At 53.7% G+C, this 14,122-nt stretch carries 19 protein-coding genes; all 19 read right to left on the bottom strand.

The genetic code is table 11. The features are described from left to right. Positions 1–2: 2 nt before the first annotated feature. On the bottom strand, positions 3–605 hold the full coding sequence (locus tag FH968_RS01910; protein WP_139876687.1) for a Gp138 family membrane-puncturing spike protein: 603 nt from the start codon (positions 603–605) through the stop codon (positions 3–5). Then, positions 602–1,504: a hypothetical protein gene (locus FH968_RS01915; protein WP_139876688.1), complete on the bottom strand. Its 903-nt coding sequence runs from the start codon at positions 1,502–1,504 to the stop codon at positions 602–604. Before FH968_RS01915 ends, FH968_RS01910 begins: the two co-directional genes overlap by 4 nt. Then, on the bottom strand, positions 1,497–1,814 hold the full coding sequence (locus FH968_RS01920; protein WP_223271258.1) for a hypothetical protein: 318 nt from the start codon (positions 1,812–1,814) through the stop codon (positions 1,497–1,499). Before FH968_RS01920 ends, FH968_RS01915 begins: the two co-directional genes overlap by 8 nt. Further along, entirely contained in the window at positions 1,765–2,472 is a 708-nt protein-coding gene (locus tag FH968_RS01925; RefSeq protein ID WP_139876689.1) for a phage baseplate protein, read from the bottom strand. Before FH968_RS01925 ends, FH968_RS01920 begins: the two co-directional genes overlap by 50 nt. Then, positions 2,472–4,103: a glycoside hydrolase family 104 protein gene (locus FH968_RS01930; protein ID WP_139876690.1), complete on the bottom strand. Its 1,632-nt coding sequence runs from the start codon at positions 4,101–4,103 to the stop codon at positions 2,472–2,474. Before FH968_RS01930 ends, FH968_RS01925 begins: the two co-directional genes overlap by 1 nt. A gap of 39 nt (positions 4,104–4,142) precedes the next feature. Further along, positions 4,143–4,562, bottom strand: a complete 420-nt coding sequence (locus FH968_RS01935; RefSeq protein ID WP_223271259.1) for a superinfection immunity protein — start codon at positions 4,560–4,562, stop codon at positions 4,143–4,145. 267 nt (positions 4,563–4,829) lie between these two features. Beyond that, positions 4,830–5,219 (bottom strand): hypothetical protein, encoded by a 390-nt coding sequence (locus FH968_RS01940; RefSeq protein WP_139876691.1) that lies wholly within the window; start codon positions 5,217–5,219, stop codon positions 4,830–4,832. Between the two features lie 3 nt (positions 5,220–5,222). Further along, positions 5,223–5,621: a hypothetical protein gene (locus FH968_RS01945; RefSeq protein WP_223271260.1), complete on the bottom strand. Its 399-nt coding sequence runs from the start codon at positions 5,619–5,621 to the stop codon at positions 5,223–5,225. Positions 5,622–5,633: 12 nt separating this feature from the next. Continuing rightward, positions 5,634–6,887: a DUF3383 family protein gene (locus FH968_RS01950; protein ID WP_139876693.1), complete on the bottom strand. Its 1,254-nt coding sequence runs from the start codon at positions 6,885–6,887 to the stop codon at positions 5,634–5,636. A gap of 6 nt (positions 6,888–6,893) precedes the next feature. Beyond that, positions 6,894–7,433, bottom strand: coding sequence for a hypothetical protein (locus FH968_RS01955; protein WP_139876694.1), 540 nt, complete (start codon positions 7,431–7,433; stop codon positions 6,894–6,896). After that, positions 7,430–7,849: a hypothetical protein gene (locus tag FH968_RS01960; RefSeq protein WP_139876697.1), complete on the bottom strand. Its 420-nt coding sequence runs from the start codon at positions 7,847–7,849 to the stop codon at positions 7,430–7,432. The genes FH968_RS01955 and FH968_RS01960 overlap by 4 nt, the downstream gene beginning before the upstream one ends. A gap of 3 nt (positions 7,850–7,852) precedes the next feature. Beyond that, positions 7,853–8,320: a hypothetical protein gene (locus FH968_RS01965; protein WP_139876700.1), complete on the bottom strand. Its 468-nt coding sequence runs from the start codon at positions 8,318–8,320 to the stop codon at positions 7,853–7,855. Then, a complete protein-coding gene (locus tag FH968_RS01970; RefSeq protein WP_139876702.1) occupies positions 8,317–8,784 on the bottom strand; it encodes a DUF4054 domain-containing protein in 468 nt (155 codons plus the stop codon). Before FH968_RS01970 ends, FH968_RS01965 begins: the two co-directional genes overlap by 4 nt. Positions 8,785–8,822: 38 nt before the next feature. Further along, on the bottom strand, positions 8,823–9,143 hold the full coding sequence (locus FH968_RS01975; RefSeq protein ID WP_139876704.1) for a hypothetical protein: 321 nt from the start codon (positions 9,141–9,143) through the stop codon (positions 8,823–8,825). Between the two features lies 1 nt (position 9,144). Further along, positions 9,145–10,107 (bottom strand): major capsid family protein, encoded by a 963-nt coding sequence (locus FH968_RS01980; protein WP_139876707.1) that lies wholly within the window; start codon positions 10,105–10,107, stop codon positions 9,145–9,147. A gap of 25 nt (positions 10,108–10,132) precedes the next feature. Beyond that, positions 10,133–10,672 carry a hypothetical protein gene (locus FH968_RS01985; protein ID WP_139876710.1) on the bottom strand — a complete coding sequence of 180 codons (540 nt, stop codon included), beginning with the start codon at positions 10,670–10,672 and terminating at the stop codon, positions 10,133–10,135. Then, positions 10,672–11,847, bottom strand: coding sequence for a DUF2213 domain-containing protein (locus FH968_RS01990; RefSeq protein WP_139876712.1), 1,176 nt, complete (start codon positions 11,845–11,847; stop codon positions 10,672–10,674). Before FH968_RS01990 ends, FH968_RS01985 begins: the two co-directional genes overlap by 1 nt. A gap of 15 nt (positions 11,848–11,862) precedes the next feature. Continuing rightward, positions 11,863–12,753 carry a phage minor head protein gene (locus FH968_RS01995; protein ID WP_223271261.1) on the bottom strand — a complete coding sequence of 297 codons (891 nt, stop codon included), beginning with the start codon at positions 12,751–12,753 and terminating at the stop codon, positions 11,863–11,865. After that, positions 12,701–14,119: a DUF1073 domain-containing protein gene (locus FH968_RS02000; RefSeq protein ID WP_139876714.1), complete on the bottom strand. Its 1,419-nt coding sequence runs from the start codon at positions 14,117–14,119 to the stop codon at positions 12,701–12,703. The genes FH968_RS01995 and FH968_RS02000 overlap by 53 nt, the downstream gene beginning before the upstream one ends. Positions 14,120–14,122 lie beyond the last annotated feature (3 nt).

Below are 14,122 nucleotides of genomic sequence, written 5' to 3' on the forward strand. Positions count from 1 at the left end.
GTTTACTCCGGTGTATTGGTTTTACTCCCGCCCGATTCAACGCCGCCATGCTTGTGTGTGCTGCCAACATTCACACCGTTATGTTTTAACCCTCCTGCTCCCAGTTCGAGTGTCTGACCACCGGCTGACATTTTTATGCCCCAGCTGGTCAACTGCAGCTGTACTGAACCATCGGCATGACTCAGGCCAATACCTTCAGTTGGTAGCCCGGCAATACAGGTGGCGCGTGAGCGATAGCCCGGGGCAAAGAATGCATCTGATGCATCAAACATCCGTGCATCGAGAGGACGCACCGGCCCGCCCTGTTCAAGCCAGTAATCAACGGAACGGTGCGAAAAGTGGATATAGCCTTCAGTACCTTCAGGTAGCTCATGAAACACAGACCACTGCGCAGTGCCAGCGAACTGCACGGGAACATGCTCGATGTGCGGCAGGGATTTAAAATCCCCCTTGCCTTCATGCCGTTGAATACCGCATTCCACAACAGCACGCTGCAGGTCGGGGTCATAGCTGATAACTTTGCCCGGGAGGCCAATCATCATGTCCCACAGCATTGCTGGCTTGAGCTCTTTCAGTAGTGTGGTAAAGGGATTTGAGTCATTCATCCACTAATCTCCTGCCGCCACTGACAGATAACGGTGGTTTTCCAGTTGTTGCCCCATAGCGCACCTTCATGCAGCGTGCGCAACACGGTGAACTTGCCAGTTTTTCTCTGCTTATCTGACAGGTCCTGTAAATCGGTGAAATACGCACCGCTGAAGCTCAACGTCCAGAAGCTGGATGTCACATTCACTACATCTCCCGGTTGGATCTCGTGATTGAGTTTTATATCGACTTCCATGGAACTGGCATACCAGCGAGGTATCCCCTCCATGCCATTCAACGCACTGATTTCATGTTCAACCCAGTCACGGGCAGCACCCTCACGTGAAATGACGGTTTTAGTTGGGGTGTGGAGCCAGGAGAAATGGAAGAAGTTCTTAATCTGATCAAGCAGTTCACGGCACAACTTGCCCCCGCCGTTATAACCGATAAGCAAAACCGGCAGATCGCTAAAATCACCAATAAACTCCACCGGCGCACCAAACCCAGCGGCCAGGTCGCGGATCACGTCTTTGTAAGGCGTATTCTCACCCCATGCCTGAAAAGATAACGCGCTCCACTGCTCTGATGCGGAATTGCAATACAGCGATATGCAGGTACTGACACCATCCTTAGAAACCTGCACGCTGTTTATTCGCCCGGTGAATATCATCCCTGCATTTTCTTCATACCCTGCCACGAGCTCGACATGGCCGTAATTGTTACCCATGTCGTTCCGGGTCTGTATTAGCTCTCGGGCTTTCGGTGAGATGCCAAAGATGCTGATCTTCGCCGTGGCATTGGTATGTTGCGGGAAATTATCGACCACGTACCTCACCTCCATCGGCGGAGCATAGGTCAACACCTCGCCGCTGGTTGTCGTTATTGTCAGTAAAAAACTGCGCCCAAAGAACTTACTCATTCGGGATCCACTCCAGTTTATTGTCCACCCCAAGATTACTGATGGTGGGGGTCGCGCCGCGTAGCACCAGCTTTCCCAGGTTGTTATTCAATCCCGCCAACAAATCCACGCCCGGATGCAGCGCGCGACCGCACGCCACCGGTTGCCCTTGTTCATGGATATCCACGCAGAAATAGCCGTAGAGCGTCAGCCAGCGAAGGCGAATGACCAGATAATGGTCGCCAAGTTGAATACGGAATCGGCAGTAAGCGCTACCGCGGCTAAGGGGAATTGACTTGAATGTTGTCCGGGTATGGGGGGACGGATTCACTTAGTACCTCCTCAGGTATAACTTCTCCTGCTGATATCTCTTTTTGCCCCTGGGTTGTTGCTGAGTCGCTCCACGGTAGATTGGCGTTCGTTTCCGCTACGCTGTCGTGGATGATAGTGAGCTGCAGCATATCGACCACGATGATCAACCCACCTTCGGTTTCCTTATCGGTTTCTGTCCGGGTATTGGTGATGATGCAATTTTTGTAGGACGCACCACGGCTTGCCACCAGATCAAAGGTTTCATGATTGCGCTGGATGGTACGCAGCTGTTCGAGTAGAGACTGAGAACGTGTTGTTCCCTGCCCATTTTGGTATACAGCCAACCCAACGCTGGCCGCGATACCAGTCAGTGCAGCCAGTCGCCCTGAAAGCAAACTTGCCGCCATGCCAGCTGTCAGGCCTCCACCGATATCCAGGAGTGGTTGCGCCATTTCTTCCTGTTGAGCAATCAGTCCGCGGTACCAGTTATCAGAAACACCAATCTCCATCGAGAGGGTCAGTGAGCGCGTCACCGCATTGTCATGTGCCGTAGCCGCCGTTTCGAGAGGGAACTCACTGACATCCGTCCTGAGTTCGGTACTCTCTTTCAGCAAGGCATCGAAATAGATGTTCCCGATTTTGGGTCGGTTACGGGTAAACATTCCGGTTATGGCCATCAGAATTTATCCGTTTTATGGAGTGCGAGGGCCTGGCTCAGATCGGTCGTGGTTTTCTGGTCCATTCGGCGCACCACTTCGTCGGCGTCAGCGCCGCCTGCCTGCACCGTGTTGTGATTAACCTGGTGAATAGTGACTTGTGAACCACCAGCAGACGACATGTCAGGTACCGAATTCGCCGTAGATTGGTACCCCGCCAGCATGTCCGGTGCCTGATTATTCCGTAGCCCCGTCCAGACATTTTTGAGATTGCTCGTCGCGGCCTGATAGTTACCGCTTTTGATATTGTCACCCTGTCCGGCACGCTCAGCCAACCAGAGTGCCGCTTTGTCCTGATTTGCAGGTGAGAAATCCTGAAGCCCAAGGGCCTGCCGGGCATCGTCCCAGGAGGATGCGGTAATCTGGTAACGACCGGCAGCCGAAGTACGCGAGCCGTTATGTTCAAAGTATTGCCGTGGGTGATCGTTGAAATCGCTGAACTGATTGCCACCATAGAGGGTCTGGTAACCATTATTCGCCTTACTCGCCGTCCCTTCGGCCCTGGAGATAATATCCAGATACCCCTTTTCGTTTGCCGACATGCCCCCGTTCTCAAGCTGGTCCATATAAGCCGTCTTCCAGTCCTTCACACCTGCTGGTAGTTCTTTTCCGGGATTGTTCTTTTGCCAGTTCTTGATGGGGTCGCTCATGGCCTGAGCATCTTCTTTCTCAACGAAAGCATTCCCGGGAGCAATAATACCGAGGATGGTGGCAATCACAGGATTAGCCAATAGTCCCGCTCCAAACGTAGATGCAGCCTGTCGGCCAAACAGTGACGCCGTTATTTTCCAGGCACCGCCCGCAGCACCCGCCCCCATGAGATAAGCCACAAGTTTGGTCTGATCCGGAAATTTCTCCATAAGATCGTTAATAACCTGAATGATACTTATCAATGGGCCCAGCAAGTCCTCGCCAATCCCTTTCCGGAGATTTTCAAAATTCTGCGATAGATCGGCAAGTTCACTATTTAAGATGGCTGAGTTTTTGATTAACTCCGGGCTGGTTTCTTTGTACAGTTTTTCAAACTGCTCATTGATATCTTTAAAGCTACTGCCCCCAACCTCCATGAGTCGCGTAAGCGGGTCGTTATCCCCGGCACCTAATCCCCCTCTCAGGGTCCTCTGCTGGTCGTTGTTCATCTTTGAGTATGACTCGACCAGATACTGAACGGCATCCTGACCATTTAAACTGGCGAATTCGGTAGGGTTGAACGCCCCGTTCCAGTACGCCTGGTTATTCAGTCGTCCTTCTCTGGCTGCCTGCTGTATAGACGGGATTTTCTGCGCAATGCTGTAGGCGGCCCCGTCATCAGTCACACCCACTTTTTTCAACGCAAATTGCAGACCCTCAACCTGCTTTGCAGTGAAATTGGTGATGCGACCAAGACGTTGGATTTCGTTAATTTTGGTACTTAAACCGAAAGTAGCCGAGTTGAAGCCCAGCCCGACACCAGCAGCAGCCCCTAACTGGAGAAAACTCGACTTCAGACCGTTGATTGTGTCGGTTGCCGTTCGGAAGCTTTTGGCATCAACATCTAGCCCAAGTGATACCAGTAAGCTGTCCACAACATCCGTTGCGCTGCCCTGTGCCATAATTCCCTCCATAAAAAAACCGCCGAAGCGGTCTTGTATTTACGTCTTGGTTAAGTCGCTATTACAGTATCGACATTTTATTGCATCGATTTTTATTTCCTCAGAACAAAAAGGACATATCTTAGTCGTCCATGTTAATGCGGATTTCTCCTTAACTTTATTCTTCCCCGTAAATGACCAGATAAGCGCAATTATCCACCCTAAGGCAGTCCACCCCAGAAACACGTTTAAAACCCATATAGCCTTGCTGTCTTTGTGGCCACGATTGGATGCATTTATTGCCGGGTAAAGATAAGCAGCCAACATAAAAATTAAAATTAATACGCTCATTATATTCCCGTCAAAGTACTTATTCAGTACATCACGGAAAGGAAATATAACCAGTGAAAAACAGTAGGCCAGAACCAGAAATAGAAACACACCAAATAAAAATCGAAGTGCCATTTTAAGGTTATTCATATACCCTCCATGTAAAAATATCATTTTCCAACTTTTTAACATCGAAAGTATAAATATAGTGTTAATGAGATATGGATTTACCATGTTGACATTAATTACTGACCTATTTCCCATTTTTGCTCTCGATGGTTGTCAGTATTTCATCAAGGGCATCGTTCATCTCCTGAACATCCTCAATGCTATAAGTCCCGTCCAGCATTTCGGACCAGGTGGCCAGCGGGGGACATATCTGCCCTAACCCTGTACAAGGACGCCACAGGAACCAGTTCAGCGTTGATTTGCTGTCTTCTGGTTTCCCCCTCCTTTTTCTTCCGGTTTGAGCTGCCAGAAAGGGCCAATGTTTTCTTCCACCACGCGTCCCAGTAACACAAGAAAGAGATGGATCTCATCCTGGAACATGTTCTCTGCTACCGGAACGGTATCGGTACTACGAATGATCCCCCCTTTCCCGATTGCCAGTTCTGTCAGCCGTTGAGTCGCGCCCATGTTTAGAGTGGATAACGTGGCCGCAATAGTCATGTCACCGACTTTTTTATCCATCAACGGTAAAAGACTATTCTGGCTGATGATATTCAGGATCTCGAGCTGGTCGCGGGCCGGTGCTGTGTCGCCGGTGTAGAGAACATTGTTTACTGTAATTTCAATTTTTCGTGCCATAAATCAGGTTTCCTCGCTGTCTGCAAATTCAAAGGTAAAGGTTTCGTCACTGGCGCTGGTCTTGCCGCCACGGGTCATACTGCCGCGTTGTGTCATCACGCCGTCAAAGGCCGCGACATACTCATCCGTTCCGCGCTGGCGGAAGGTAAAGAAGAAATCCACACCGGACTTTTCTATCGCCAGTAGCTGGCGCACCTGAACACATCCCGGCATCAGGCTGATGGAGAGGCGTTTCGGACGGGTTGGGCCGTCGAGACGCACCGAGGTTCGCCCAATACCGCGTTTTAATGTTGCACGGGCATCAATATCTTCAATGGTGACCGGCGGGTCCGTATCCCCAAACTCATCAATTGGCAGGCCGTTGATGGTCAGGTCAGCGTGGCTGGCGCCGTAGTTCTTCATTGCCATAATCCGTTACTCCACGGTGACGTTCATTTCCGCGACATGACCGGCACGGGCCAGAATGACGAGGATGGAGGTGGGCGGGAATTCACGTTTCTTGCGCTGCGCACTGGAGAGTTTCAGCACGTCCTCCGCTTTTGAGAGAATGACAAAACCGAAGTTTGTCGTTTTCTCATCACCGGTGGCTTCATCGATAAACGATCCCTGTCCCAGCACGCCGTTGTTATAGAAGCGCTTGAGGGTATTCGTGACGACGTTAAGCAACCCTTCGTAGCCTTTCGGTGTCAGAGGGCGCTTGGTGCCCACGTTGGCGATGTAGTTATAGCCATCCACCTGCAGGTGATTCTTCAGCACGTCCAGGTTAATCACATCATCGATAAACTCCCCATACGAGGACATCGACTGGCTGTTGATCACCCGGCAGGAATCCATTTCCCCGGCCAGCTCAACGGGTGTGAAGAACACACCCTTTTTCGCTTTCAGCGCGTTGTAGCCGCTGGTTTTCAGCTCATCCCCATCGATGCCGGGCAATATCTGGTATTCCGCGGTAATGGCCGTGTTCAGGCCGTTGGGCCGGAATTTGTTGAATGCCGCAGCAACCTGCACCATGGAATAGGCCTGAGAGGGGTCTTCGTCGATAGCATCCTGCGCACGCCAGCCCGCGAACATATGACGATTGCCTTTGGCTTTAAGCCGGGACAGCACATCGCTTTTGCTCATCGGGTCCAGTGCGGCTTCCTCGCTGGTTGTGAACCAGACCGGATGACTGGTCGCATCACTCCAGTCACTGAGCGCAATCACCGCCTCGGTCAGCATGTCGGCATTTTTGAAGAAGTAGTGATAACGCCAGGCCTCTTCATCGGCTTTACTGGCGGTGGCCACCAGGCTCTGATCGTCAGGGTTTTTCATCCATACGCTGAGTGTCGCCGGTCGGGGGATTTGAGCAAAGTAGCGCGTGGCGATGAGGTACACGTCACTGTCGGTAGAAAAGTCCGCGCCCAGTTCAGTGACACCGGAGTAATCACGCCAGCTGTCGAAGGGAAACGCCTCGCCACGTAATGTCATCGGTGACTCGAGGACGAGAACCTTATCCGCCTTTGTTTTCAGTTTTTTGCCGTTCTCCGCCAGCAGTGGCGTTTTACTGGGGTCAGATAACAGATCCGCCGCATCCGCAAACACGAAAGCACTGGAGAAATCTGCGTATCCAAGCCCGGTGGCGGTCAGGATGATATTGACCGGGATAATGTTGTCTACCGAATAAGCCATCCGGCATTACTCCTCTGTAATGAGTTCAAGCGAGAAGCCGGCTGCGCGTAAAACCTGGCTGCTGACTTCCTGATTAATGAACATGAAAATGTCGGCCTGCCAGCGTGGCTGGATACCGGCCTGAAAGTGGGTGCTTAAGTTGCGGGGGTTGCTGACGTAGCGAAAGCCGAGCTGATTGAGGAAAAGGTAATCGCTGACCGGTGAGCGGAAATTGGCGTTATGCAGCAACATAGCTGCCTGAGATGCGCCCTCGTTATAAAAGTTTACCGAGATCATAAACTCCATCGAGGTGGCGGTGATTTCCTCCAGGTCTTTCCAGTTCTCACCCAGCGCAGGGTCAAACGCCTCCAGCGCATCGATATCCTCCAGCCACTGCGAAGGTTGCCCGTAAGCACGAACCGGTATCGGGTTATAGGTGGCGTAGAGACTGTTTCCTGCCGGTGGTGCACGGCCCTGATCGGCCAGCACGATCCTCTCTGTTCTGATACCCGAGCATATCGACACCAGCTCCTGCAGCAGACAATGCAGCTCGCGGATATCTCTCATGGCACCGGCACCCTGATTATCTCCACCACAGCACGGCAGAAGTTGCGCCACGGGCGATTATCCGCAGACATCACCCGCCAGCGCCTCACCGCCACCCCGTCGTTAAACTCCAGCTGGTCCCGATACTCACCGCTTTCATCCGGCATCAGATAGTTCACGCCATCGTTAATGTGAATGGAGCGGAAATCAGACAGCGCAGCGACGCCCCCCTGACCCACTAATAACGTAATCTCGCGCCACTTTGCGGGCTGGACGTTCACGCGTTTCAACTCGGTACGCTCACCCTCCTGTTCCTGCCAGGTTCCTCCGGGGCCAGTGTAAGCACCGTCCATGTGGATGAGGAATATCCCGCCCTTTAATTTGGATTTAAACGTGGAATCGACATGGCCACGCATATCCAGACCATTTCCGAACATGGTTTAGTCCTCCACGACGTGGGTGATTTTGCTTCTCAGAATGCCTTTATCAATCAGTGGCGTGGCACTGCCCTTACGTTTGATGGTTGATGGCGCATTAGGTGGCGCAATACCGGTTTCGATAGCCTCCTGGCAGTAACCCACTGCGCGGGCGCCCATCTGGTCCAGCATCTGGAACGCAGATATCTCCCCCCGGACAACCTGCCGGGATAGCGCCGCGAATCCCTTTTTGATGTTGTCCGTATTCTGGCGAAGGGGTACCCGCAGGAATGAGCGCTCCGGGACGCGTCCATTGGCCGACCCGAACTCCTGCACCGCGCCGATGACCACGATGGGAACGCCATCGTCATAATTACCGGTGCCTGCAGGTAGCCCAATCAGCACACGCTTCTTGCTGGTCAGCCGGTCCTGGATCTGCTTGAGTTTCTTCGCGAGCTTTTCCCCACCGCGAACCTCAGTATTAATATTCATACGATGGATGGCCCCGCACTGGCACGACTGCGCAGACGAAGGAACTCAACGCCGTACTGAGTCATGGGTAAATCACCGTCACGCGTCAGGTCATTGGCCGTCACTGACGGCACAGCGAAGGACGTCGATTCATCCCCCACACTTTTAGACGACACGGCGTAGAGTGCCCCGGCGTCTTCTTCCTCTTCAGCCCGCTTCCACATGATTAACCTGTGAGCCGCATACGCGTACATGCCCCGCGCCTTAATGGTGGCTGGTTTAGCCCGGTACACTTTCCAGCGCGGCCCGGTTTCAGCGTCGGCTTCCTCCAGCGCCCGGACAATCAAATCATCTGGCCAGCGTGTGGAGTCGGCAAACGCCGGGTAGTAAGCGCGGAAGTTCGCCACAATCTCGGGGGTTATCTCGACAGAGTTACGCCCCGTACGTGGGGAAATGGCGTGCGGGGGGAAAAATGGGTTAAACATTTTCTTTCTCCCAACAAAAAGCCCACCGGGTGGTGGGCTTAGTCTGCCTGGTGTTGCCACTCATCTATTTTTTTGAGCAGCGTCGCTTTACTGGTGTTGGCATGGGGCTTCTCACCGAAAATGTTCTGATAGCGAAGTCTTACGGCATCAATATCGTCTTCATCGTCATGCTGGCCACCCACTCCCCCGGTATCCTTCATGCCGGTCCCGCCGATTTCCAGATAGCCGTTTTTAACCCAGGGATGCTCCGTCAGGTCACCATTAAACGACAGCGATTTGCCCGGTCGCAGCGTGATGCGCTTTTCATCATCGTCGGTCAGTACCACCGGTGATTTGGTCCAGTTAATGATTGTCTGCATATCAGAGCCCATCCACATAGTGAGCCGCGGAAGGAATACGCCATTCAGTGCCACCTGAACGCGTAATGGCCGGGACTTTGAAATTGACGTTATCGGCGGTCGCCGGTGCCAGGAATTGCAGGGGCATCACATCGTGACCTTTGACCACTTCCATATCCTTACAGTAGGTCATCATGCGGTCGTCTTTCAGTGGCGTGTCCTGCGGGTTGCCACTGTCATCGAGTAGCGAGGCCGACAGCAGGATATCGTCGGTAAACGCCATGTCTTTGAAGTTCTCACGCAGGAACTGCAGCAGCGTGTAGTTCGAGGCGTTGTGGGTGGACAACATGGTGCGCTGCAGGAGCTGCATCTGCTCCGGAGGCAACACAAAATCAGACGGGCGATAAACGGTTCGGGTGTTATGCAGATACACCTGGTTATAGGCATTACCGAAGAAGTCGATGATCGGCTGAGTCCCGTTCTTCGGAATATCTGCCACCAGGGCTTTCAGCGTGGCTTTTGCCGCCTCACGGGTCACGTTAGCACTGGTATACAGTCCTTCCCCCACACCACGGCCCCAGAGATAGGTTTTATTCAGACCCTGCTCGGTCACATCACGCACCGCGGTCGCCCGGCGCGCATCGAGGGGGACATCGTATAACTGAGCACGACCAATTTCTTCGAGCGTATAGGTGTAACCCAGCGCAGCGGTTTTGATACCGTGCCAGCCCTGACTGGTGGCGATATCCACGGTCGGAACATCAGTGGAGTTCGGACCAAAGAACTGCAGCTCACCACGAGCATCGGTGGACTGGAACATGACCACTTCCACCCAGTCTGCCGCAGAGTTGTCGAGCGGGACCAGTTCGGTGTATTTCAGCTGCGGGTATTTCTTTTCGTAGACGTGCGATTCAATGTGCGCCGCCTGTTGCACCAGAAAGCCCAGTGCAGCGGTCGGGGACATATCCATAAAATTACGTGGCATGGTGTTCTTCCTCTTCTTTTAAATTTTACTGTTCTGGTGGCGGCGGTGGAGTAGCGCCGGCTTCGACCGACAGCAGACCGTGGACGCGAATTTCCCCCACAGAACCGGCTTCAACGTCATCCACCCAGCGCACCATGTTCAGCTCGACGCCCTTACCTCCGGCAGTCAGTCGGCCCAGGTTATCGTCTTTGGCATTCACAATGACTTCCACCACGTCACCGGCGAGCGCACCATCCACGCACAACATCTTGATGGGTCCGTCCTCAATGACGGAGGCAACAAAATCGACGCTGTAACCGCTGGCATAAATGGCCTGCTCGTTGGGCATCGTCGGGCTGGCCTGCGCCTGGCTGCGTACCGTGAAACCGATAATGTCGCTGGCGACTGTTTTCGCCGTCACCGGCGCGCAGCTGCGACGACCGGCACCACGAATGACTGCCCGGCCAAACGGAATAAAATCGCCCTCAACCATGCGGGAGATGATTTTGCACACCTCAATGGTGGCCACCTGCCCCTCAAAGGCGTTACTGCGGAAAATATCAAAGCTGTCCTGAGCAATAGCCATTACTTGTCTCCTGCTTTCTTGCCGTAGCGCTCATCCAGGAAATTCTGACGGGCGTTGACGCGCTGCTGATTTGCATCACCGGTGTTGCGGGTCATGGCGTTAGTCATGTCTTTTGCAAAACGGCGATGTGAGTCGTGGGTCTTGTTGTCGTTGTCGTCCGGATCTTCGTCCTCTTCCTTGCGCTCTTCTTCAGCATCGAACCAGGCCGACACATAAACATCCGGTGCTTTTTGCCAGCTGTCGTATTTACGGCATGTGATACCCGCCTCATCCAGCGCACGGCGTTTAATCACCATCGGGTTCATCGAGTCGCAGGCGAACTTCTTACCGATAATTCGGCTGGCACCGGTGAGCGCATCGACCACCTGGTCGACACGCGCCTGAATGGCAGCATCGGAGGTTTTTTCTTTTTCCTCCTCCAGTTCGTCGTCTTTTTTCTCCAGCTCAACGTCCAGACTGGCGACCTTTTTCTCCAGGTCCTCTTTTTCTTCATCGCGGGTGCGGATACGGCTGACCAGACTGTCCAGCGTGGTCTGAATAAGCGTGGCCGTCGCCTGGTCTGCGACGTCTACGCGAGCGCCGCTATCAAGGGTGATGTGTGGCATTGGGGGGTTCTCCTGTGGTGTTGAATCAAACAAACGCGCCATACGGCCAGCGCGGGCGCTGTCACATAACGCGATATGGTTGATGGTGATATCGGTCTGGATAAATTCGTAAGGGGTGCCGTCCGGCGCGATCCCCGTTTGCGGGAGGTACTCAGAGCTGTAGCCTGCCGAGAGTTCGGCGGTACCGGCATTAACCGCGTCAATCGCGTCCTGTGCCTTAATCAGCATGTCGACCACGACATACTCCCCGGACTGCCGCCCTGTGGACGTTGCATGACCTACCGACACATCTTTAAATGTGCTGGAATCAACAAAATCATCAGGGTGATGGACGGTGATATCTGCGTTGTCATAGCTGGCGAGACTACCCGCCTTAAAAACTTCCTCCGGAGGGCGGTAGACATTAATCAAAGTGTCAGGCGGTCTGTCCACTAACCCCAGCTCTGCCGCCGAGTACTGCTGAATGCCGGAACGGGCCACGCGGCCAGGAACCGACATATAGCCGTTATCGAGGATAATTCGCTGAGAGTCGACGCGGAAAGACTGCCTGTCGGTAACCGTTGCCCGCATGTCATTTTCCTGTGGTTATGGGTAATCGAGCCCCTGGATTTGTGGGATGCCCACGCACCTGCAGTTGATGTGCGCACGCCCAGGGTAAAGATGAGTTTCGCCGTTGAACTGTGCGCCACGGGACCAGAAATAAACGCCCGGTCCGTAGCCCACATCAGCACGCGATATCACGTAGCATTTGATTTTGGCTTTAGGGTACTTCCCTGCAGGGTTGCCGCTCACCCTCGTATCCTGTGACGTTGACCAGCGGAAGCGGTTGATACCGGCGCTACTCTGCCGCACGCGGTTGGTGTCGCTCTGAATTTTCAGCGTCTGGTCGCGGGCAATTAGCGCAGCACGCTTGTAACTGGCACCGGTCACGCTTTGCAGGTTGCGCGTCAGGGTGGACAGACTGTCACCCCGTCGGATGCTTTCCATCACCTGCTGCTGAATGTCGTCAAAATAATCAGACGAGAGTGATTTAATCAGCCCGACGTTTTCCTCAACCGCGAGGTCGAAAAAATCGCCCAGCCCTTCCCGGGTGATCATCCCGCCAATATCCACGCCCATCGCCCGGTTGATTTGCTCAACGAACGCCGCCGAACTTTCCGACTCTGCCCGACTCACCACGCGTTCAGCCATCCGGCGCTGTTGGAAACCAAACGCATCAGCATAGAAACGCTCAGCGGCGTGCAACAGCGTGGCCCGGATGAGGTCGGTCAGGAAACTGTCAGCGGTATAGCGTCGGGTTGAAACAGCATCACGGGTAACGGACTGATAACGTTCCAGCACCGGCACCAGTACATCCTGCACGCTGCTGGCCATCAGGCGGATCATGCCGCGCAGCTGGCCGTTATAGAATTTCTCTGTGTCGCTATTCAGTGCCACCGGCTGGAGCGGTCGGCGGTACTTTGACGTCTCCAGCAACCGTTGTTTCAGCTTCTCCGAGACTGAAGTGGAAATCCCCGTCTCGCTCTGCCTGTTCGTCCTGCTCAAGCTGGGTAATAAATTTATCGTCGATGGCATACTGGCCGCCTTCTTTGAGTTTTTTCGATACAACGGAGCGCGGCACCACCTTCTGCTGAATACGCAGTTCGTCGGTCTGGGCTTCTGCCAGATTGCGGTCGGACACTTCGGCTTCAGTCGGAAGCGCCAGTGGGTTGAACTCGAATTTCACGTCATCGGGCAGGTCACCCAACGCGGAACGGATAATCACTTCATCCAGCGGACTGAAGAATTTGCGGTACTTACTTTCCTGCTCACCCCGGATGCGGTTGTAGTAGTTCTTTGAGTCACCCTCGCCGCTGTCACCAAGCCCTTTTGACTGCACGCCAAACAAACGGGTCATAGGCTGTCTGGCGGCGCCTGCGGTCCACTCCATCAGCACCGCGAGAATTTCCCCCAGACCGCCGAAGGAGATTTGTTTACGTTCGTAGGTTTCTTTGCTGTCCAGCAGCGCCAGGCGGAACAGCGACTTCATCATCCCGAAGTTAAGGAAGCGCGTCGTGATTTCCTCGTCCATGTCACCGGAGGACAAATCGGTACCGAGATTGTCCCGCGAGATAACATCGATGTTGGCTTCGCCAATCAGTGAGGCAATACCGCCTTTCGCCGCAGCGGAGTCCTTAATGTCTTCAAGAGAGCGCCGCAGAATGCTGTCATCCCATCCGGCATTCATTCCACGCAGACGCATAGGCAGTGCGGCACCCGAAGCCATGACAAAGTGGCTGTGGTGAATCTCCTGAGTCCCGGCGTTCACGCGAAAACTTTCTGCCCGCATGTAGTTCTCTTTCAACGGGTCATTGAGGTTATACGTTGAGGGGGATATCAGGGTCCGGTCGAGTACCACCAGATTTTTCAGCGACCCCTTTTTGATTTTATCCCTCTCCAGCGGTTTGGCCGGGTCCTGGTCTGTCATCATCAGCACACCGGCCCCACCGTAAACGCCCGCCCAGGTAAATGCCTCCTGGGTTTTCTCCTGCAGCTCGTAGCGCTTTTCTGCGTCACTGATAGCTTCCGCTTTGCCCCCGGTAAATCGCCGCCATTCTCGTGTGGCATCCTCGACCGGGTGATCCACAACGGCGCGGGCTATCCAGTTCTCCAGATAGGCAGCCTCCATTTCGAAGTAGTTATTGAAGTTGTTGAACGAACTGAGAGAGAAGCGGTTATAAGAGCGGCGGTCCCGGTCAGTACCCAGACCGGTTATCACGTTGGCCAGACCGTCGAACGTGGGAACGATGCTCCCGTCATTCATCATCTTCACGCGGGGTTTCCCGCCGTATTTATCTGTCATGTC

Source organism: Buttiauxella sp. B2 (assembly GCF_006376615.1).
Lineage (GTDB): Bacteria > Pseudomonadota > Gammaproteobacteria > Enterobacterales > Enterobacteriaceae > Buttiauxella.

Coding starts and splice junctions, on each gene's coding strand:
- FH968_RS01910 (WP_139876687.1), bottom strand. CDS start 605: ATGAATGACTCAAATCCCTTTACCACACTACTGAAAGAGCTCAAGCCA.
- FH968_RS01915 (WP_139876688.1), bottom strand. CDS start 1,504: ATGAGTAAGTTCTTTGGGCGCAGTTTTTTACTGACAATAACGACAACC.
- FH968_RS01925 (WP_139876689.1), bottom strand. CDS start 2,472: ATGGCCATAACCGGAATGTTTACCCGTAACCGACCCAAAATCGGGAAC.
- FH968_RS01930 (WP_139876690.1), bottom strand. CDS start 4,103: ATGGCACAGGGCAGCGCAACGGATGTTGTGGACAGCTTACTGGTATCA.
- FH968_RS01935 (WP_223271259.1), bottom strand. CDS start 4,562: ATGAATAACCTTAAAATGGCACTTCGATTTTTATTTGGTGTGTTTCTA.
- FH968_RS01940 (WP_139876691.1), bottom strand. CDS start 5,219: ATGGCACGAAAAATTGAAATTACAGTAAACAATGTTCTCTACACCGGC.
- FH968_RS01945 (WP_223271260.1), bottom strand. CDS start 5,621: ATGAAGAACTACGGCGCCAGCCACGCTGACCTGACCATCAACGGCCTG.
- FH968_RS01950 (WP_139876693.1), bottom strand. CDS start 6,887: ATGGCTTATTCGGTAGACAACATTATCCCGGTCAATATCATCCTGACC.
- FH968_RS01955 (WP_139876694.1), bottom strand. CDS start 7,433: ATGAGAGATATCCGCGAGCTGCATTGTCTGCTGCAGGAGCTGGTGTCG.
- FH968_RS01960 (WP_139876697.1), bottom strand. CDS start 7,849: ATGTTCGGAAATGGTCTGGATATGCGTGGCCATGTCGATTCCACGTTT.
- FH968_RS01965 (WP_139876700.1), bottom strand. CDS start 8,320: ATGAATATTAATACTGAGGTTCGCGGTGGGGAAAAGCTCGCGAAGAAA.
- FH968_RS01970 (WP_139876702.1), bottom strand. CDS start 8,784: ATGTTTAACCCATTTTTCCCCCCGCACGCCATTTCCCCACGTACGGGG.
- FH968_RS01975 (WP_139876704.1), bottom strand. CDS start 9,143: ATGCAGACAATCATTAACTGGACCAAATCACCGGTGGTACTGACCGAC.
- FH968_RS01980 (WP_139876707.1), bottom strand. CDS start 10,107: ATGCCACGTAATTTTATGGATATGTCCCCGACCGCTGCACTGGGCTTT.
- FH968_RS01985 (WP_139876710.1), bottom strand. CDS start 10,672: ATGGCTATTGCTCAGGACAGCTTTGATATTTTCCGCAGTAACGCCTTT.
- FH968_RS01990 (WP_139876712.1), bottom strand. CDS start 11,847: ATGCGGGCAACGGTTACCGACAGGCAGTCTTTCCGCGTCGACTCTCAG.
- FH968_RS02000 (WP_139876714.1), bottom strand. CDS start 14,119: ATGACAGATAAATACGGCGGGAAACCCCGCGTGAAGATGATGAATGAC.